Annotated in this window: 18 protein-coding genes; 5 read left to right on the top strand and 13 right to left on the bottom strand. The window is 73.0% G+C overall.

The genetic code is table 11. The annotated features are described in order from the left end of the window. Positions 1-381: 381 nt before the first annotated feature. The 4 genes from dusB to VM95_RS08675 form a co-directional block, all read right to left on the bottom strand. Positions 382-1,551: a tRNA dihydrouridine synthase DusB gene (dusB, locus tag VM95_RS08690; protein WP_045693689.1), complete on the bottom strand. Its 1,170-nt coding sequence runs from the start codon at positions 1,549-1,551 to the stop codon at positions 382-384. A gap of 108 nt (positions 1,552-1,659) precedes the next feature. Then, positions 1,660-2,547 (bottom strand): DUF4097 family beta strand repeat-containing protein, encoded by an 888-nt coding sequence (locus tag VM95_RS08685; protein ID WP_045693687.1) that lies wholly within the window; start codon positions 2,545-2,547, stop codon positions 1,660-1,662. After that, on the bottom strand, positions 2,544-3,188 hold the full coding sequence (locus VM95_RS08680) for a response regulator (protein ID WP_045693685.1): 645 nt from the start codon (positions 3,186-3,188) through the stop codon (positions 2,544-2,546). The genes VM95_RS08685 and VM95_RS08680 overlap by 4 nt, the downstream gene beginning before the upstream one ends. Next, positions 3,176-4,408, bottom strand: a complete 1,233-nt coding sequence (locus VM95_RS08675; protein WP_045693683.1) for a sensor histidine kinase — start codon at positions 4,406-4,408, stop codon at positions 3,176-3,178. The genes VM95_RS08680 and VM95_RS08675 overlap by 13 nt, the downstream gene beginning before the upstream one ends. Before the next feature lie 135 nt (positions 4,409-4,543). Here VM95_RS08675 and VM95_RS08670 point away from each other — a divergent pair, with 135 nt between their 5' ends. Together VM95_RS08670 and VM95_RS08665 are read left to right on the top strand one after the other, a co-directional pair. Continuing rightward, complete coding sequence (locus VM95_RS08670; protein ID WP_045693681.1) at positions 4,544-5,131, top strand: hypothetical protein; 588 nt, start codon at positions 4,544-4,546, stop codon at positions 5,129-5,131. Next, positions 5,128-5,526, top strand: a complete 399-nt coding sequence (locus tag VM95_RS08665; RefSeq protein ID WP_045693679.1) for a hypothetical protein — start codon at positions 5,128-5,130, stop codon at positions 5,524-5,526. Before VM95_RS08670 ends, VM95_RS08665 begins: the two co-directional genes overlap by 4 nt. On the opposite strand, the gene VM95_RS08660 is transcribed toward VM95_RS08665, so the two are convergent. After that, a complete protein-coding gene (locus VM95_RS08660; RefSeq protein ID WP_052707218.1) occupies positions 5,523-6,431 on the bottom strand; it encodes a helix-turn-helix transcriptional regulator in 909 nt (302 codons plus the stop codon). The genes VM95_RS08665 and VM95_RS08660 overlap by 4 nt on opposite strands. A 111-nt stretch (positions 6,432-6,542) precedes the next feature. On the opposite strand from VM95_RS08660, the gene VM95_RS08655 reads away from it, so the two are divergent. Beyond that, positions 6,543-8,000 carry an MFS transporter gene (locus tag VM95_RS08655; RefSeq protein WP_425265291.1) on the top strand — a complete coding sequence of 486 codons (1,458 nt, stop codon included), beginning with the start codon at positions 6,543-6,545 and terminating at the stop codon, positions 7,998-8,000. A gap of 90 nt (positions 8,001-8,090) precedes the next feature. Here the strand turns inward: VM95_RS08655 and VM95_RS08650 are convergent, their stop codons facing one another. Then, on the bottom strand, positions 8,091-8,885 hold the full coding sequence (locus VM95_RS08650; protein WP_045693675.1) for an alpha/beta fold hydrolase: 795 nt from the start codon (positions 8,883-8,885) through the stop codon (positions 8,091-8,093). A 264-nt stretch (positions 8,886-9,149) separates the two neighbouring features. Here VM95_RS08650 and VM95_RS08645 point away from each other — a divergent pair, with 264 nt between their 5' ends. Beyond that, a complete protein-coding gene (locus VM95_RS08645) occupies positions 9,150-9,920 on the top strand; it encodes an alpha/beta hydrolase family protein (RefSeq protein ID WP_045693673.1) in 771 nt (256 codons plus the stop codon). 59 nt (positions 9,921-9,979) lie between these two features. Here VM95_RS08645 and VM95_RS08640 read toward each other — a convergent pair whose 3' ends face one another. From VM95_RS08640 to VM95_RS08625, 4 genes are all read right to left on the bottom strand, one after another. Next, positions 9,980-10,813, bottom strand: coding sequence for an SDR family oxidoreductase (locus VM95_RS08640; protein WP_045693817.1), 834 nt, complete (start codon positions 10,811-10,813; stop codon positions 9,980-9,982). A gap of 81 nt (positions 10,814-10,894) precedes the next feature. Beyond that, positions 10,895-11,848 carry a DUF4331 family protein gene (locus VM95_RS08635; protein ID WP_045693671.1) on the bottom strand — a complete coding sequence of 318 codons (954 nt, stop codon included), beginning with the start codon at positions 11,846-11,848 and terminating at the stop codon, positions 10,895-10,897. 133 nt (positions 11,849-11,981) lie between these two features. Further along, positions 11,982-12,353 carry a hypothetical protein gene (locus VM95_RS08630; RefSeq protein WP_045693668.1) on the bottom strand — a complete coding sequence of 124 codons (372 nt, stop codon included), beginning with the start codon at positions 12,351-12,353 and terminating at the stop codon, positions 11,982-11,984. A gap of 87 nt (positions 12,354-12,440) precedes the next feature. Continuing rightward, positions 12,441-13,625 (bottom strand): serine hydrolase domain-containing protein, encoded by a 1,185-nt coding sequence (locus VM95_RS08625; RefSeq protein WP_045693666.1) that lies wholly within the window; start codon positions 13,623-13,625, stop codon positions 12,441-12,443. A 224-nt stretch (positions 13,626-13,849) separates the two neighbouring features. Between VM95_RS08625 and VM95_RS08620 the strand changes: the two genes are divergently transcribed. Further along, complete coding sequence (locus tag VM95_RS08620; protein ID WP_045693662.1) at positions 13,850-14,587, top strand: GbsR/MarR family transcriptional regulator; 738 nt, start codon at positions 13,850-13,852, stop codon at positions 14,585-14,587. Positions 14,588-14,598: 11 nt separating this feature from the next. Here VM95_RS08620 and VM95_RS40065 read toward each other — a convergent pair whose 3' ends face one another. The 3 genes from VM95_RS40065 to VM95_RS08605 form a co-directional block, all read right to left on the bottom strand. After that, complete coding sequence (locus VM95_RS40065; protein WP_107072890.1) at positions 14,599-16,143, bottom strand: serine/threonine-protein kinase; 1,545 nt, start codon at positions 16,141-16,143, stop codon at positions 14,599-14,601. 99 nt (positions 16,144-16,242) lie between these two features. Next, positions 16,243-16,722, bottom strand: a complete 480-nt coding sequence (locus tag VM95_RS38655) for a ricin-type beta-trefoil lectin domain protein (protein WP_052707217.1) — start codon at positions 16,720-16,722, stop codon at positions 16,243-16,245. Positions 16,723-16,943: 221 nt separating this feature from the next. Beyond that, on the bottom strand, positions 16,944-17,798 hold the full coding sequence (locus VM95_RS08605; protein ID WP_045693661.1) for a helix-turn-helix domain-containing protein: 855 nt from the start codon (positions 17,796-17,798) through the stop codon (positions 16,944-16,946). Between the last annotated feature and the right edge of the window lie 39 nt (positions 17,799-17,837).

The raw sequence follows: 17,837 nt of genomic DNA, 5'->3' as shown, positions 1-17,837 counted from the left end.
AAGCGTTCAAGTCTTGAACGCGGCGAAACACGCCGATCACACGAATCGACGCAGGGTAGCGGCGGGCCGCCCCGCACGGCGGCCCGGCTTGATTTCCTGCACCCGGATCGGCCGATCCCCCGCCGCCCGGCTTCGGGAAGCGATTCACGGCCGACCTGTCCACTTCGTCCACTGACCCGACGTCAGTCGCCACCGCGTGTGGCAAGCGTCACCAGCCCGTCCCACGGGTCGGGCTCCGGCCATCCTCACACTGTGCACTCGATCGCGCACCTTGCGTCAGATACCCGCGCCAAAAAGGAGCCCTCCTGTCCAGGGTGGACAAGAGGGCTGGGACCTAGTGGCGAGGAGGCCTTGAGGGCCGACTTCGCCAGCCCGTACAGATCATCCGCCGGAGGTGTCCGATTCGGCATCCTCGCCCGGCCGGGCGCAGTCGTACGGATCGTCCAACCAGCCCTCGGGCAGGACCACCCGGCCGTTGCCGCTGGTGCGGCCGCGCGGGCCGTCCGCGCCGACCGGCCAGGACTGGGACTGCTCGACCTGGGCGAGGGTTTCGGCCAGTTCGTCCAGCGAGGAGGAGTTCGCGAGCTTCACCCGCAGCTCGGAGCCGACCGAGAAGCCCTTGGTGTACCAGGCGACGTGCTTGCGGAAGTCGATCACCCCGCGGGTCTCGTCCCCGATCCACTCGCCGAGCAGCTGGGCGTGGCGCACCATCGCCCGGGCGACGTAGCCGAAGTCGGGGCGGGCGTAGTCGACGTCGCCCTCGAAGATCGCGACCAGGTCCTTGAACAACCACGGCCGGCCCAGGCAGCCGCGGCCCACCACGACGCCGTCGCAGCCGGTCTCGCGCATCATCCGCAGCGCGTCGTCGGCCGACCAGATGTCGCCGTTGCCGAGCACCGGGACGTGCGCCGGGACGGCCTCGCGCAGCCGGGCGATCGCCGACCAGTCCGCCGTGCCGCCGTAGTGCTGGGCGGCGGTGCGCCCGTGCAGGGCGATCGCGGCCACGCCCTCCTCGGCGCCGATCCGGCCGGCGTCCAGGTAGGTGAGGTGGTCGTCGTCGATGCCCTTGCGCATCTTCATGGTCACCGGCAGGTCGCCCGCGTTGGCGACGGCCTCGCGCAGGATCTCGCGCAGCAGGTTGCGCTTGTACGGCAGCGCCGAGCCGCCGCCCTTGCGGGTCACCTTGGGGACGGGGCAGCCGAAGTTGAGGTCGATGTGGTCGGCCAGGCCCTCGTCGGAGATCATCCGGGCGGCCTTGCCGACGGTCGCCGGGTCCACGCCGTACAGCTGGATCGAGCGGGGCTTCTCGCTCGGGTCGAACTTGATCAGCTGCATGGTCTTGGCGTTGCGCTCGACCAGCGCCCGGGTGGTGATCATCTCCGAGACGTACAGGCCCTTGCCGCCGCTCTGCTCGCGGCACAGCGTGCGGAACGGCGCGTTGGTGATGCCCGCCATCGGGGCCAGCACGACGGGCGGCCACACCTGGATCGGGCCGATGTCCAGCGGCGCGAACTCGGTGTCGAGCGCGGTGGGAGCGGGCGTGGCTGTCATGGCGCGGCTGACCTCGGGTGACCTCGGGGAGGGGGACGGGACTCTCCATTGTCCCCCACCCCGGTCACCCGCCCGGACTAAAGGCCTGACCGGCGGTCGGCGCAAGGCCTAACCGGCGGTCGGTGCGGCCGGCGGCTTCGGGGTGTCGGAGCGGTAGCCGATGGTCAGCGCTCCGGAGCCGACGTCGGCCGTGAGACTGTTCGGGCTGGTCGCGTCGCCCAGGTCCCTGTCGATGTCGCTGCTGCCCGAACCCGTCCGGCTGTTGATCCGGTAGCGGCTGCCCTTCGGCACGAACACCTCCAACGCGCCGGAGGTGGTGCCCACCTTGACCTCCTGCGGCACCGACGCGAAGGTCAGGTCCACCGACCCGGAGACGCTGCCCACGTCCACCCGGGCGGAGGCCAGGTCACGCCCCTCCACCATCCCGGAGGTGGTGTGGGCCCGCACCGGGCCGGACAGCCGGCGCAGGTTGATCGCCCCGGAGGAGCCGTCCAGGCTGATCCCGCCGGTGAGGTCCGACACCTCGACCGCGCCCGAGGTCACCGAACCGGAGACCTCGGTGCCGGCCGGCACCTCCAGCTCGATCTCGGCGCCGCAGTTGTAGAACGGCGCGGACCGGTGGCACTGCACGGCGACGTTCATCACCCCGTCGACGAAGTCGACCTGCACCCCCGGCTCGGAGACCGTCCAGTCGAGGTTCTTGCGCATCACGACCCGGCCCTGCACACCGGCCTTGATCCGCAGGGACGCGCTGCCCGTCGAGAGCTTCAGCTTGTGGATCGATTCGGTGTACGTCTCCACCTCGGTCCGCTGCTGCTTGGCCACCAGGGCCAGGGTCTGCGCCCCGCCCATGACCAGCACGAACACGACGGTGAGCACGCCGGTGAGGCGCCACACCCGGGCGGACCGCGCGGGCTGTTCGGCCTGCGCGGGCTGCTCGGCCTGCTCGGGCTGCTCGGGCTGCTCGGTCCCCGTCCCGCCGGCCGCGCCGCTCACGCGATCTCCAGGAAGCGCAGCACCGCCATCACCCGGCGGTGGCTGTCGTCGGCCGGCGGCAGGTCGAGCTTGGTGAAGATCGAGTTGATGTGCTTGGCCACCGCGCTGTCGCTGACCACCAGGGCGGCGGCGATGGCCGCGTTGGACCGGCCCTCCGCCATCAGGGCGAGGACGTCCCGCTCGCGCGGGGTCAGCTTCTCCAGCGGGTCCTGCTTGCGGCGCACCAGCAGCTGGGCGACGACCTCCGGGTCCAGCGCGGTGCCGCCCTCGGCGACCCGCTGCAGCGCGTCGACGAAGTCGTCCACGTTGGCCACCCGCTGCTTGAGCAGGTAGCCGACGCCGCTGGTGTTGGTGGCCAGCAGGTCCGCCGCGTAGCGCTCCTCCACGAACTGGGAGAGCAGCAGCACGGCGACCTCCGGCCACTGCCGGCGGATGATCATCGCGGCCTTGACGCCCTCGTCGTGGAACCCCGGGGGCATCCGGACGTCCGAGACGACGACGTTCGGCTGGTGCTCCTCGACGGCCGTCAGCAGCTCGGTGGCGTCCCCGACCGCGGCGACGACCTCGAAGCCCACCGCCTCCAGGACCTTGACCAGGCCGACCCTGAGCAGGACCGAGTCCTCGGCGATCACAGCACGCACGGCAACTCCACGGTGATGGTGGTGGGCCCCCCGAGGGGGCTGAGAACGGACAGGGTTCCGTCGACGGAGGCGGCGCGCTGGCGCAGGCCGGTGAGCCCGGTGCCGCGCGTGGCGTCCGCGCCGCCGACGCCGTCGTCGGTGACGACCAGGCGCAGCTTGCCGCCGGAGGTCCGCGCCGACACGTCGACGGCGGAGGCGCGGGCGTGCTTGGCGACGTTGGTGAGCGCCTCGGAGACGGTGAAGTAGGCGACCGCCTCGACGGTGGGGGCGATCCGCTCGCTCAGGTCGACGTCCAGGCGCACCGGCAGCGGGGCGCGGGCGGCGACGCCGGACAGCGCGGCGTCCAGGCCGCGGTCCTCCAGGACGGCCGGGTGCAGGCCGCGGACCAGGTCGCGCAGCTCGTCGATGGCCGCCTGCGCCTCCTCGTGCGCGGCGACGATCACCTGCATGGCGTCCGGCGGGCAGTCCTTGAGGGTGCGCCGGGCCAGGCCGAGGTTCATCGCGAGGGAGGTGAGGCGCTGCTGGGCGCCGTCGTGCAGGTCGCGCTCGATCCGGCGGCGCTCCGCGTCCACCGCGTCCACCAGGCCGGCCCGGCTCTCGGTGATCTCCTCGACCCGGCGCTCCAGCGCCTCCGCCCGGTTGGGCCCGAGCAGGGCCCGCGCCGAGCGGACCTCCAGCCAGGCGGTCAGCGTCGCCAGCCAGGGCGTCACCACCAGCAGGACCACGCCGACCACCGTGAACAGCACGTCCAGGCCGGCCAGTTCGGTGCGCAGTCCGGCCTCCATCGGGAGCAGCCAGACCCAGGCGTACAGGGTGGACAGCACCAGGCCGGCGCCCCAGAGGTAGACGACGCCCAGCGCGCCGAGCGCCAGGGACGGGCCGACCAGCAGGTGGTAGGCGAGCTGGCGCCAGCTCACGCCGATCCGCAGCCGGCCCACGCTCAGGACCGGGCCCGGGCCGGCCGGCGGCACCTCCACGCCGAGCAGGGCGTGCAGCCGGCCGCGCTGGGCGCGGGTGATCCAGCGGGTGCAGGTCAGCACGATCGCCAGGACCGGCATCAGCAGTGACGGCGCGACGACGCCCAGCCAGACCGGGAGGGCCAGCGGGATGCCGGCGGCTATGAGGCGCGTGTCGCGCCAGGCCTCCCGCGACCACGGGGGGCGCCGGAGGCTCCTGACGAGCGCTTCGCGCCACGTGGTGGAGGACGTGCTGGAGGACATGGCCGAAAGCCTAGGGCGCGGTGATCATCGGCCGCCATGAAGGGGGGTGCCGGGTGGGGGTGTACCTAGCACCACCCCCGATTCGGTGTGCGGCACCACCGACAACACCCCCGGTCGGACGGGAGTCTTGACGGCATGACGTTCACCGCATCGCACTCCGCCACCCCGCCGCACGGGCGGCCCGTCCCCGGGGACCACGGGGGTGTCCCCGGGGGCGCGCTCCGTCCGGCCGCGGGGCCGGAGGGGACGCTGCCGGTCGGCACCGGGCCCTGGTCGGTCCGGTCGGTCGGCACCGGTGCCGCCGGCCGCGGCCGGGCCGCGCTGGAGCTGTACCGCGACGGCGAGTTGGCCGACGTCCTGGTCGCCGCCCGGCTGACCTCGGAGCTGCTGCGCGGCGCCTGGCGCGGCCCGGCCCGCGGGCGGGCCCGGGCGCGGCAGGTGTTCGCCTGGGGGCGGCTGGCGGCGGACGGCACGGCGCCCTCGGTGGTGTTCACCGGGCGGGGGCCGCTGTGGGCGGCGCGGCGCTCGGTCACGGCCGACGTGGCCGTCGTCGCCGGGGAGTTCTGGATCGCCGGGGCCGAGGGCCCGTTCGGCGCGGTGCTGGTCGAGCACCCGGCGGGCGGGGCCGTCGAGCGGATGCCGCTGCGGCGGGTGCGCGAGCCGCGCGGGGTCGCGTCGCACGGTGTCGAGGCGCCGGCCGCGTGGGTCGGGGGTGCCGCGTGAGCACCGCCGTCGCGTTCGCCGCGCCGCCGTCCCTGCCCTCGCTGCGCGGGCGCCTCGCCAAGGTGCCGGTGGCCGCCGCCGTCGCGCTGCTGCCCTGGCTGCTGGTGCTGGCCGCCCAGCACGAGACGCCGTGGGTCGTGCTGGACTTGGTGGAGTTCGCCGCGCTGCTCTCGCTGGACGGGCTGCTGCGCCGGCGCAGCGCCGCCGCGCCGTGGGCGGCCGCGGCCACGGCGGCGCTGCTCGCGGCGGACGCGCTGGCCGACGTCTCGCTCGCCGGGCCGGGGCACGCGGTGCTCACCGCGCTGGCGATGGCCTGCTGCGTGGAGCTGCCGCTCGCGGTGGTGTGCCTGCTGCTCGGGCGGGGCGTGCGCGTCCGGCAGGGCTTCGATTCCTAGCCGGGGAGCTTGTGCATCAGGGCGCGGGTCTCGTCGTCCAGCGGGGTGTAGGCGACCATCCGGGTACCGAGGCCAGGACTGAGCCAGAAGTTGGTGTACTCGCAGCGCAGCAGGCCGACGCCGGGCACCTGGAAGCGCTTGACGCCGTTGGTCGGCAGCAGGACGTCGTGCCGCTGCCAGGCCTCCTCGAAGTCCGGGGACGCCTTGCGCAGCCGGGCCAGCAGCGCCTTCCAGGCGGGCTCCGCGCCGTGTTCGGCCATCGCCGCGCGGAACCGGGCCACCATGCTGAGGCGTTCGGTGCGGTGGTCGATCAGCACCTCGCGGAACCGCGACGGGGTGAACGCCATCCACATCAGGTTCCGGTCCTCGGGCGGCAGTTCGTCCAGGTCGCCGATGAAGGCCTGGTACTGCGGGTTGGACACCAGGATCTCGTAGCGGGAGTTGAGCACCACGGCCGGGAACGGCGACAGCTGTTCCAGCAGCAGCCGCACGCCCGGCGTCACCGAGGGGCACTCCTTCACCGGGGCCGGGTCGTCCGCGCCGGCCAGGGTGAACAGGTGGGCGCGCTCGCTCGGGTCGAGCAACAGCGCGCGGGCCACCGCGTCCAGCACCTGGACGGACACCTGGATGTCCCGGCCCTGCTCCAACCACGTGTACCAGGTCACCCCGACCGCGGCGAGCTGCGCGACCTCCTCGCGGCGCAGGCCCGGGGTGCGGCGGCGGCCGGTCATCGGCAGGCCCACCTGCTCGGGCGCGAGGCGCTCGCGGCGGCTGCGCAGGAAGGCGGCCAGGTCGTGCCGGCGGGCCTCGTCGGGGGTCGCGCGCGGCCGGTCCGCCGGTGAGGCCACCGATGGGGTCGCCTGGGCCCCGGTGCGCGGCGTACGGGCTTGTGCGGCCTGCGTCATGAGACTCATGCTCCCCAGCATGCGGTAGCTCGGAACCTGTTGCCAGGTACTTCTTATACCTGGATAACCACACTCTGGTACCAGGGTACGGCGTGCCCGATCGTAGGACCCGTGACTCAACGACTCGCCGTCGCCCCAGCCCCGATCCGTCCGGCCACCGCCGCCACCGCCACCGCCCGCAGCGCCACCCCCGCCCTCGGCACCGCCGGGCTGGTCACCGTCCTGCTCGGGGCCTTCCTGCCGATGCTCGACTTCTTCATCGTCAACGTCGCCCTCCCCACCATCGACCACGACCTGGCCGCCGGGCCCGCCGTCCTCGAACTCGTCGCCGCCGGCTACGGCATCGCCTTCGCCGTCCTGCTCGTCCTCGGCGGACGGCTCGGCGACAACCTCGGCCGCCGCCGGCTGTTCATCATCGGCGCCACCGCCTTCGCCCTCACCTCGCTCGCCTGCGGCCTCGCCCCCGACGCCTGGAGCCTGGTCGCCGCCCGCGCCGCCCAGGGCGCCTCGGCCGCGCTGCTGATCCCGCAGGTCCTCGGCACCATCACCGCCGCCACCACGGGCGCCCGGCAGGGCCGCGCGCTCAGCGTCTACGGCGCGGTCGGCGGGATCTCCGTGGTCATCGGGCAGGTCCTCGGCGGGATGCTGGTCGCCGCCGACGTGTTCGGCACCGGCTGGCGCTCGGTGTTCCTGCTGAACGTGCCGTTCGCCCTGCTCGCCGTCGTGATGGCCGTCCGGTACGTCCCGGAGAGCCGGGCCGAGCGGGCCGCCCGGGTCGACGTGCCCGGCACCCTGCTGCTCACCGCCGCGCTGCTCGCCCTGCTCGTCCCGCTGATGGAGGGCCGCGCGGCCGGCTGGCCGGTGTGGTCGTGGGTGCTGCTCGCCCTGTTCCCGGTCCTGGCCGCCGCCTTCGCCGTCGTCGAGCGCCGGGCCGAGCGGCGCGGGGACACCCCGCTGGTGCCGCCGTCCCTGCTGCGCGTGCCCGAGATGCGGCGCGGCCTCGGCATCGCGGTGCCGTACTTCGCCGGCTTCGGCGGCTTCATGTTCGTCATCGCCGTCGCCCTGCAGCAGGGCCTGCGGCTCGGGCCGGTCGCGGCCGGCTGGGCGCTGGTGCCGATGGCGGTCGGCTACTTCTCCGCCTCGCTGGCCGGCCCCCGGCTGATCGGCCGCTGGGGCAGCCGGGTGCTCAGCGCCGGGGCCGTCGTCCAGGCCCTCGGCCTGGCCACCCTCGCCCTGACCGTGCTCGCCGACTGGTCGCACTTCTCGCCGCTGCGGATGGCCCCCGGCGTCGCCCTCGCGGGCATCGGGCAGGGCCTGATCGGCACTCCGCTGTTCCGGGTCGTCCTGTCCAAGGTGCCCGCCGCCCGGGCCGGCGTCGGCAGCGGCGTCCTCGCCACCGGCCAGCAGTCCAGCCTCGCGCTGGGCGTCGCCACCCTCGGCACGCTCTACCTCTCCCTCTCCCCCAGCCTCGGCATGGACCGGGCGCTGGCCCTGTGCCTGGGCATCCAGCTCACCGGGTCGTTCACCGTCCTGTACCTGACCACCCGGCTCCCCCGTTCCATCGGCTGAGCCCCTGCCGGGGTGACGGCCCCCCGGCGCCCCCGCGACCGGCCCTCCTCGGGCGGGTCGCGGGGGCGTTCGCCGTTCTCGGCGGAGGGTTCAGCGCAGGGCGTCGAGCCAGTCGCCGACCAGGCCGCGGACCGTCCCGGCGCTCTCCAGCTGCGGGTTGTGGCCGACGCCGTCGAGCAGCGCCGCCGCCATCCGCGGGTAGTGGTCGAGCAGTTCCAGCTGGTCGCGCCAGCCGACCAGGGCGTCCTGCCGGGCGGTCACCAGCAGGTGGCGGCCCCGGTGCGGCGGCACCTGGTGCTCGGGCCACTGCGGCAGCATGAACTCCAGGTCCAGCTCGGCCGCGGCCACCTGGTCGTACGCCCGCACACCGGGCATCACGTACTTCTGGAACTGCTCCCAACTCTCCTTCGTCTGGCGGGCCATGACGTACGGGAACAGCACGCGCTCGGCGACGGCGGCGCCCTCCTGCGGCAGCGGATCGTCCCGCTCCACCACGGTCACCTCGGGCAGCGTACGGCCGCCGCCCCAGCGCACCACCGGCACCAGCAGCGCCGAGCCCAGCACCCGCTCCCCGTACCGGGCCGTCACCGCGCGGGCCAGCTGGCCGCCGAAGGACTGGCCGAGCACGGCGAACGGCCGGTCGCCCAACTCGGCGTCGATCCAGGCGAACAGCGCCTCGGCCATCGCCTGCGCCGTGGTGCGGACGGCCAGCCTCGGGCTGGCGCCGTGGCCGGGCAGGTCGGGGTAGAGCCGGCGCCAGCCGGGGCGCTCCGCGAAGAGGGGTTCGAGCGGCAGCAGGATGCGGTGGTCGACGGTGTAGCCGTGGATCAGGACGAGCGGGGTGCCGGAGCCGAACTCGACGTGCCGCAGCGTGGATTCAGTCATGACGACAGCATCTCCCCCGCCATCGGCGACGAGGTCGAGCGGGCGCCCGACCGGTGGTCAGGTCGGCGCGGAAAAAGGGGTGGAGGGGTTCCGGAAGGGGTGCTAGCTTTCTCTCGTCCGTGAGACAGACCGAGGAGGTGAGACCCGTGAACGCAGTGACGACGTGGGTGCTCCCCCTTTCCATCACGGCCGGCCGATAGACGTAGGTATCGCCGGGGAGCGCCTGAACACCAACGCAGGCTCTCCCGAAAAAGGGTGATCACTATGTCCTCCACCATTCTCCGGTTCACCGCCGAGTCCACGACGAACGGCGTCCGCGAACGCGACTTCACCGTGGGCGGCGTCCCCGGTGTGCTCTGGTCCCCGGCCGTGGGCCCCGAGCGCGCACCCCTCGTCCTGATGGGCCACGGCGGCGGCAACCACAAGAAGCACCCCGCGATGACGGGCCGGGCCCGGCGCCTGGTGCTCGGCTGCGGCTACCACGTCGCCGTCCTCGACGCCCCCGGTCACGGCGACCGGCCCCGCAGCGAGCACGACGAGGCCGAGATCGCCGTCATGCAGGAGGCGATGGCCGCGGGCAAGCCGGTCGGCCCGATCGTCGTCCGGTACAACGACCACCTCGCCGAACTCTCCCTGCCCGAATGGCAGTCCACGCTCGACGCGCTCCAGCGGCTCCCCGAGATCGGCGCCGACGGCCCGGTCGGCTACTGGGGCATCAACATGGGCACCGCCATCGGCATCCCGTTCGTCGCCGTCGAGCCGAGGATCACCGCGGCCGTCTTCGGGCAGCACTGGCCCGACACCCTCGCCGACAAGGCCCGCCGGATCACCATCCCGGTCGAGTACGACCTCCAGTGGGACGACGAGCACATCTCCCGCGAGGCCGGCCTCGCCCTGTTCGACGCCTTCGCCTCGAAGGAGAAGACGCTGCACGCCAACGCGGGCCGCCACAAGGAGCTCCCCCGCTTCGAGGCCGACAGCGCCGTCCGCTTCTTCGCCCGCCACTTCGGCCGGGCGAACGCCGGGGCCGCCTGACGGCAGCCGTCCCCCGCGCCGGAGTCGATCCCGTCGACTTCCGGTGCGGGGGACGGGCGCTACCCGCCCAGCGCGGCGCGCAGGAACTCGCGGGCGCCGCGCAGGCGGGTCCGCAGGATCCGCTGCGTCCGCGCGCTGTCCAGGCGAACGTCCAGCGCGCCCGGGGTGCCGGTCTCGGCGCGGCGGCCGGTGGCGAGCGCCGAGGGGTCCAGCCCGTCGCGGGCGGCGACCAGCAGCCCGAGTTCGTGGCGGCTGAGCGCGTCCGTCCCGGCGAGGTGGTGGATGCCCGAACGGTCCGAGGCGCCCAGTTCGAGCAGCGCCCGGGCCAGGTCGGCGACGTGGACGGGGCACCGGATGTCGTCGGTGAACAGCACGCCCTCCCGCCGCCCGGCGGCCAGGTCGTGGATGAACGCCTCGTGCTCGGAGTCGCCCTCGCCGATGATCAGCGAGGTGCGGGCGACCACCGCCGCCGGGGCGAGCAGGCGGATCGTCGTCTCGGCCCCCGCCTTCGCGGCCCCGTACGGGGTGACGGGGTCGGGCACGGCGGATTCGTCGTAGCGGCCGTCCGCACCCGAGAACACGGCGTCGCTGGACACGTGCACCAGCCTGGCGCCGTGCTGGTTGGCGGCCACCGCCAGGCGGATCGCCCCCTCCGCCGTGATCGCCCAATCCGTCCTGCTGGCAGCCGCGTTGACGACCACCTCCGGCCGGCGCTCGCGCAGGACCCGGGTGACCTCCTCGTCACGCCGCAGGTCCAACGGCAGCCAGTGCGCCCCGCGCACCCCACCGGCCCGGCTGGCGAAGGTCGCCGTCACGGCATGCCCGGCCGCCACCGCCTGCCGCGTCAACTCCCGACCCAGGAAGCCACTTCCACCCACGATCAGAATGTCCATGATCAGCACCGTACGGGACCTCGGGCCGAGCCGGGCCCGACCGCCTGGATCGTTGGCCGGATCTGCCGGCACCCGCCCCGATCAGTGCGGGTGGCCGAGGTACGGGAAGGCGGGCAGGAGGTCCGTGTGGGGGCCGATGTGGTCGGTCGGGACCTTGCCGTCGGTGAGCATCGTCAGGCGGACCGAGGTGACGTCGTCGGTCAGGGTGCGCCCGTTGGGGTAGCCCGCCGGGCGGTCGCGGTCGTAGCGGAGGATGTCCGGCAGGACGACCCGCAGTTGGGCCTCGGCCGCGTCGGTGGTGTAGTCGCCGAAGTGCTGGAGGACGCCCGTCCAGGCCTTGCCGTAGCTCTCCCAGTCGTCGGCGGGCTCGGCGGCGTTGTAGGCGTCCTTGGCGTCCTCGGGGTTGAAGTAGGCGGTGAGGGAGGGGTGCGCGCCGCGGTCGACGGACACCAGCCGGCCGTCCTTGCGCACGCTCACCCGCGCCCAGACCCCGATCCGTGGGTCCGGCCCGAGCTCGGTGTCGGGCAGTTCCAGCACGATGCCGAAGACGTTCTTGTCCGCACCCCAGTCCACGCCGGTCCACTGGAACTTGGCGACGATGCCGTCGAGGTCGGCGAAGAACGGATCGCTGCGCAGCCCCGCGCTGATCCGGTACGGGCCCGCCTCGACCACGGTCGGCTCCTTGCCGAAGCTCACCGGCACGCCGGCCGCCAGCTGTTCGCCCGTCGCCTCGTGGTCGCGGGCGCCGTCGCCGGTCGCGCGCCGCACGGTCATCGTCTGGGCGCCGCCCGCCGGCTCGGAGAAGGTGAAGCTGAAGGCGATGTCGGCCCGGTCGTCGCCGTCGGTGTCGACGTTGATCCGGTACACCGCGTCCGGGTGGAAGGCCTCGCCGCCGGTCGGCGCGATCGGATTGACGTTCATGATCAGCACCGTCCGCCCCGGCTCCGGCGCGGCGAAGGCGAACAGGTCGGTGAGGTCGAGCCGCGCGTCGCCCTCGGGTGAGCGCAGGTTCGGTCCGCTGAGGTGGTGGGACAACTCAGTCTCCTGGAGTGGTGTGCGACGGCCCCCGCCCTCGGGCCATTGCTAACACGCCGGGCCCGGGCCCGGCCCCCAGAGTGCTCCGCCCGGCCTACAGCTCGATGTCCGGCCTACAAGCCCGATGCCCGGCCTACCACTCGATCCGCACCCGCTCGACGGGCGGCAGCACGCGCGGCATCTCGTCGGTCACCCAGGCGTACTCCAGGGCCGACAGGGTCGCGCCCCCGTCCGTCCACACCAGCAGTTCGCCGATGTACTCGCCGGCCTCGTCGTGGACGGCCGCGCCGACCGGCAGCAGCCCGGAGGCCCCGGCGTGCCGCACCGGCTCCCGGACCCGGAGGTCGACGCTCACCGATCCGGGCCCCCACCGGGCCACGACCTCGGTCCGGTCCAGCTGGCCGCGCAGCTCGGCGGCGCCGGGGACGTCGGCCGAGAGGACGTGCTCCAGCAGGGCCCGTTCGGCCGGGTTCAGCGGGCGGGGAGCGACGGGGAGGTTGGCCATGCCCCGATCCTCCCAGGGGCGGCCGGCGGGCGGAGGGGCGGGAGGAAGGGCGGGCGCCCGTCCTTACACCCCGGCTGCCAGCGGCCTTCAGGAGGCGGCGGCCGGGCAGAACTCCGCCTCCAGCTCGGCGGTGAAGACCCCGATCGGCGAGCCGAAGCCGCCCTTCGCCCAGTCGCCGTTCACCTCGGTGGAGAGCAGGTGACGCCCGTCGCGCGTCCCGAAGGTGTACGACCAGGAGCCGTTGATCGCGCCGCCCATGCCCCACACCGTCCCGCAGGACAGCTTCTGCGAGGAGACGCCCAGCCCGTACCGGGAGTCCTTGATCCAGTGCCCCTGCGGGTCCACCGTGGTGAACATCTCGCGCTGCTGGGCCGGCGGCAGCAGCCGCCCGTCGAGCAGGGCGCGGAAGAAGGTGTTCAGGTCGCCGTTGGTGGAGATCATGTCGCCGGAGGCGTAGCCCCAGGAGGGGTTGAGCTCGGTCACGTCGTAGATCGGGGCGGTGTCGACGTCCTTCGCCATCAGCTGGGAGTAGTGGCGGCCGTGCGGGCCGTGGATGCCCATGTCACCGGCGGCCGGTTCGTAGGTGTTCTTGAGGTGCAGCGGCTTGGCGATCCGGTCGGCGATCTCCTGCGGCAGGCTGCGGCCGGTGGCCTTCTCGACGATCATCCCGGCGAGCGCGTAGTTGGTGTCGGAGTAGGCGAAGCCGGTCCCGGGGGCGAACTTCGGCCCGTTGGCGATCGCGTCCTCGACGAGCTGGCGCGGCGTGAAGTCGTCGAACCGGTGCTGCAGGAACGGCGTGCCGACGAACTCCTTCCCCAAGGCCGGGTCCTCGGCGTAGTTGAAGACGCCACTGGTGTGGTTGAGGAGTTGACGGATCGTGATCTTCGAGCCGTCGTAGCCGTGGCCGTCAACCAGGCCGGGGAGCCAGTGCTCGACGCTGTCGTCCAGGCCGAGCCGTTGCTCGGCCGCCAGCTGGAGCACGACGGTGGCGACGAAGGTCTTGGTGGTGCTGCCGATCCGGAACCGGTCCTTCGCCGCGATCGCGCGGCCGGTGTCCAGGTCGGCGGTGCCGGCCGTCCCGAACCAGGTCGAGTCGCCGTCGCGGACCTCGGCCCGGGCCCCCGGCAGGCCGCCCTCGGTCACCGCGCGGTCGAGCACGGCCCGGACGCCGGCGTGGTCGGCGCCGTGCGAGGACTCGGCGGCGACGGCGGCCGGGGCCGAGACCGAGGCGAGCAGAGCGGCGGCGAGAGCGGCGCGGACGATGGTCTTCATGGTGGTCTCCCCCGTGGGTCGGATGCTGTTTCGCTTCGGGGAAAACATTAGGCCGGTGTTCGCGAACCCATCAATGCCCTGAGCGCTTGTCAGGAATGAACTCCCAGGTGAGAGGCGGTAATTCCTTGCAATGAGCTTGTCGACTAATGCAATCAGGGCGGCGCCCGACTGTTGCAATGGAATCGGAAGCGGGCGCATACTCGGCGGCGACGAGAGGAGCGCCCGTGCCAGGCGCCAGACTGACCCAGGAAGAGCGCCGCGCGATCGCCGCCGGGCTCACCGCGGGGCTGGGCTACGGGGAGATCGCCCGGCAGCTCGCCCGCCCGACCTCCACGGTCACCCGCGAGATCGCCCGCAACGGCGGCCCGTCCGGCTACCGGGCGGACAACGCGCAGCGCGCCACCGTACGGCGCTCCCGGCGCAGCAGGGCCTCGGCACCCCGGGTGCCGGAGGGCAGCGCGAGCACCGGCGACGGGCGCGACCCGGCGGCGGTGGAGGAGTACGCGAGGCAGCTCGCCGAGCTGCTGGCGCACCTCGGCATGCCGCGCATGGTGGGCCGGGTGCTCGCGTGCCTCTACGTCACCGACTGCGGCAGCCTGACCGCCGCCGACCTGGTGCAGCGGCTCGGGGTGAGCCCGGCCTCGGTCTCGAAGGCGATCGGCTACCTGGAGGGGCAGGAGCTGGTACGGCGCGAGCGGGACGAGAACGGCCCCCGCGAGCGGTACGTCGTCGACGACGACATCTGGTACCGGGCGATGCTCGCGAGCGCCCAACGCAACGCCGCGCTGGCCGAGTTCGCGCGGGGCGGGGCGGACCTGCTCGGCCCGGCCACACCGGCCGGGGCGAGGATGGCGGAGGCGTCGGTCTTCCTGGAGCTCGCGGGGACGGACATCGTCCGGGCCGTGCAGCGCAGGCGCCGCCGGCAACCGGGCGGGGCGGCGGACGATCAGCGCGGCAGGTGACCGATCGGAACTCAGCCCGCCATCCGGAACGTGGTCCGGGCGGCGACCTCGCCGCCCGAGACACCGGAGAGCGCGGCCGACACCAGGTACGTGCCGGTCGGCGCGGCGGCCTGCTCCGGTGGCGCGCACTGCGGCTTGCTCCGGCTGCGGTCCCAGGTGAAGGTCTCGGCCTGCGAGGAACCGGCCGGGACCTCCACCCAAACGCTGCCCGAATCGCTGGGGCAGTCGGCCGAGGACCAGATCCGCTCACCGGTCGTGCTCGTCACGGTGAGCGCGGAAGCCGTGCGGCCCAGGTCCACGCGGCAGTTGTCGCCGCCCGCGTTCCGGACGGTCAGGACGAGGCGCGGCTTCTCCCCTGCCGGGAAGGAGTTCACCGCGGGGGCCAGCTCCAGCGTGACAGCCGGGGACGGGCACACCGACAGGGCCATGGTCCGGGGCGAGTTGATCGCAGGTGCGGTACCGGAGGCGGACGGCCCAGGTACCGAGCCGGCGGCGGCGGTCATCGTCGGAACGGCCGCGCCCGGTGCGGTCGTCCGGACGGAAGGGCTGCTACCGCTGCCGCCACCCGTCGCGGCGCCCTGGCCGGCGTCCGGGCTCAGGAGCCACCCGGCGGTGACGGCCAGGGCGACGACGGCCGCCGCGAGGCCCGTCACCACGGCCGGTCGCCGACTCCGGCGCGCAGCGGGAACCTCCGCCGCCCGCAGTGTGGGCGCCTCCGCCCGTTCGGCGGCCGCGAGCACCCGGTCCAGCTCCTCGGCGTCCGGCCGGGCGGCGGGGTCGCGGGCCAGCAGGCCTGCCAGCACCGGGCCGAGCGCGCCGGAGCGGGTCGACGGCGGCAGCGGCTCGTCCAGGACGGCCGCGAGCGTGGCCAGCGCGGTGGACCGGCGCAGCGGGTGGCGGCCCTCGACCGCGACGTAGAGCAGCATGCCGAGCGACCAGAGGTCGGAGGCCGGGTTGCCCTCCTCGCCCCGGATGCGCTCGGGCGCGATGTACTCGGGCGAGCCGATCAACGCGCTGGTGGTGGTGAGGGTGGTGGCGTCCTGCACCGCGGCGATGCCGAAGTCGGTGAGGACGGGGGTGCCGTCCGCGCGCAGCAGCACGTTGGCGGGTTTGACGTCGCGGTGCTGGATGCCCGCCGCGTGGGCGGCGCTCAGCGCGGCGAGGACGCCCCGTCCGATCCGCGCGGCCTCGGGGACGGTGAGTGGGCCGCGGGCGAGCCGGTCGGCGAGGCTGCCGCCGGTGACGAGCTCCATGACGAGCCAGGGGTGGGGGTGTTCGGGGGTGTCGACGATGTGGTGGATCACGGCGACGTTCGGGTGCTGGAGGCGGGCCAGCGCCCGGGCCTCGCGCAGCACGCGCTCGCGCAACTCGTGGGCGGCGGCGGGGTCGTCGGCCGTCCGCGCCGGGTCCGGCGGGCGGACCTCCTTGAGGGCGACCTCGCGGTGCAGCATGGTGTCGCGGGCGCGCCAGACCAGGCCCATGCCTCCGCCGCCGAGGCGTTCGAGCAGTTCGAAGCGGTTGTCGATGATCCGCCTCTGCGGGCCCCCGGAGTCCATGGCCGACATCCTGGCAGCCAGGGGCGGGAGAGGCGAAGGATGTGGGGCGAAAAGGGGCCGCGCCCGGGACTGTTGCGTCCCGGGCGCGGCGGCGGAGGATCAGGCGTTCGCCAGGGTGATCTCGTCGTTGAAGATCACCCAGTGCTGCCCGGGGTCGGAGGTGTCGCACGGCTTGGTGCCGACGTTCGCGGTGCCCCAGGCGTTGGCGAGACAGTAGGCCGGGGCGAAGGTGAGGGAGATCTGCTGGCCGGTGACGGTCCAATACTGGCCCATGTCACCGGGATCGCAGGGCTTGGTGCCGACGTTCGCGGTGTTCCAGGCGTTCGCGAAGCAGTAGGCCGGCGCGTTGGAGAGGGCGATCCGCTCGCCCGAGAGGCTCCAGTGCTGGCCGGCGTCACCGGCGTTGCACGGCTTCACCGAGACGTTCGCGCTGCCCCAGGCGTTGGCGAGGCAGTAGAGGTTGGGGGTGCGCTGGGCCCGGTGGGCGGTGTCGGCGGCGCCGGCTCCGGCGGTGGGGAGGAATGAGGCCGTGAGCGCCAGGGCGGCGACGGCGAGCGTCTTGCGGAGTGCGATTGCCATGCGACGGTCTTCCGTTCTCGCTGTGATGAGGTGCGTGACTCAGGCCCGAGTGCACAGCAATTGGTAGCACCCATCGTTGACGAACTATCGGAGCTGAGCTGCGGGTTCACCTGAACGGAGCGGCGCAGGGCAGCGATGGACGGCGCTTCGTCGGCGCGTGGAAGCGGAACGAGAACGGCCTCGGTCGTCGAGCGCGACGACCGAGGCCGCAACCGTTCAGGTCAGGTCACACTAACCTCGTACTCCTCTGCGACCGACCGAACCAGATCCAGGGATGCCCGCTTGGACAGCGCGGCGGCCCGCATCAGATCGAATGCACGGCGAATTTTGACCACCGTGGTCACATCGTCCAGCAGTTGACCAGAATGCGACGACTCGCTGTACGCAATCGGCGGAGCATCGGCGAATGTCATCAGATTGAGCAGTCCGTTCGAGAGCATCGAATGAGCTCCTGCGGCGAATGGCACCACCTGCAGGTCAATGCGACGATCTCGGGCGAGATCTGCCACATGATGCAACTGCTTGGCCATGATCTCGCAGCTGCCGATCGCCCTTCGAAGCACTGCTTCGTCAAGAATGAACCAGAGTTCCGGCCCGTCCGGCGCTGTGAGACGCTGCCCACGTCCGGTCCTCGTGGCGATCATCTGGTCGATCCTGTCTTCGCTGAATGAAGTCGCGGATTCCAGGAACAAGGCTCGTGCGTATTCCGCCGTCTGCAACAGACCTGGAACGGTCTGGCCGGCGTACTCGCTGATGGCCAGCGCCTTGGCCTCGTGATCGGCTGCGTTCGCGAAGAAGTAGTCATCGTCGACGAACTTCGTGAAGCCCAGCAACAAGTGCAGCCTCTCCAGCTGACCCCCCGTGTTGAGGGCCTTGTCGATCCTCCTCGACAACTCGATCTGCGGCACACGGGCCATCGTCTCCAACTGCCCGATGTAGCCGGCGGAAACGAAGACCAGTGCCGCCAACTTCTCCTGCGACATCTTCGGCACCATGGCCTCACGAAGCCTCTTCAGCTCGGCGGCGTAGTACTCACGAGGGGTCATTCCGCCAATGGTGAGTTCGGGCGCAGGCATGGGCCGCTCCTTAACTTGCGACTTGCTGTGACCATACGC

This window comes from Streptomyces rubellomurinus (assembly GCF_000961885.1).
In the GTDB taxonomy this organism is placed as follows: domain Bacteria; phylum Actinomycetota; class Actinomycetes; order Streptomycetales; family Streptomycetaceae; genus Kitasatospora; species Kitasatospora rubellomurina.
The sequence above is the reverse complement of the archived record's forward strand: the minus strand, read 5'-3'. Positions and strand labels throughout refer to the sequence as shown.

Coding starts and splice junctions, on each gene's coding strand:
- VM95_RS08650 (WP_045693675.1), bottom strand. CDS start 8,885: ATGACTGAATCCACGCTGCGGCACGTCGAGTTCGGCTCCGGCACCCCG.
- VM95_RS08645 (WP_045693673.1), top strand. CDS start 9,150: ATGTCCTCCACCATTCTCCGGTTCACCGCCGAGTCCACGACGAACGGC.
- dusB (WP_045693689.1), bottom strand. CDS start 1,551: ATGACAGCCACGCCCGCTCCCACCGCGCTCGACACCGAGTTCGCGCCG.
- VM95_RS40065 (WP_107072890.1), bottom strand. CDS start 16,143: ATGGACTCCGGGGGCCCGCAGAGGCGGATCATCGACAACCGCTTCGAA.
- VM95_RS08630 (WP_045693668.1), bottom strand. CDS start 12,353: ATGGCCAACCTCCCCGTCGCTCCCCGCCCGCTGAACCCGGCCGAACGG.
- VM95_RS08660 (WP_052707218.1), bottom strand. CDS start 6,431: ATGACGCAGGCCGCACAAGCCCGTACGCCGCGCACCGGGGCCCAGGCG.
- VM95_RS08670 (WP_045693681.1), top strand. CDS start 4,544: ATGACGTTCACCGCATCGCACTCCGCCACCCCGCCGCACGGGCGGCCC.
- VM95_RS08675 (WP_045693683.1), bottom strand. CDS start 4,408: ATGTCCTCCAGCACGTCCTCCACCACGTGGCGCGAAGCGCTCGTCAGG.
- VM95_RS08605 (WP_045693661.1), bottom strand. CDS start 17,798: ATGCCTGCGCCCGAACTCACCATTGGCGGAATGACCCCTCGTGAGTAC.
- VM95_RS38655 (WP_052707217.1), bottom strand. CDS start 16,722: ATGGCAATCGCACTCCGCAAGACGCTCGCCGTCGCCGCCCTGGCGCTC.
- VM95_RS08640 (WP_045693817.1), bottom strand. CDS start 10,813: ATGGACATTCTGATCGTGGGTGGAAGTGGCTTCCTGGGTCGGGAGTTG.
- VM95_RS08625 (WP_045693666.1), bottom strand. CDS start 13,625: ATGAAGACCATCGTCCGCGCCGCTCTCGCCGCCGCTCTGCTCGCCTCG.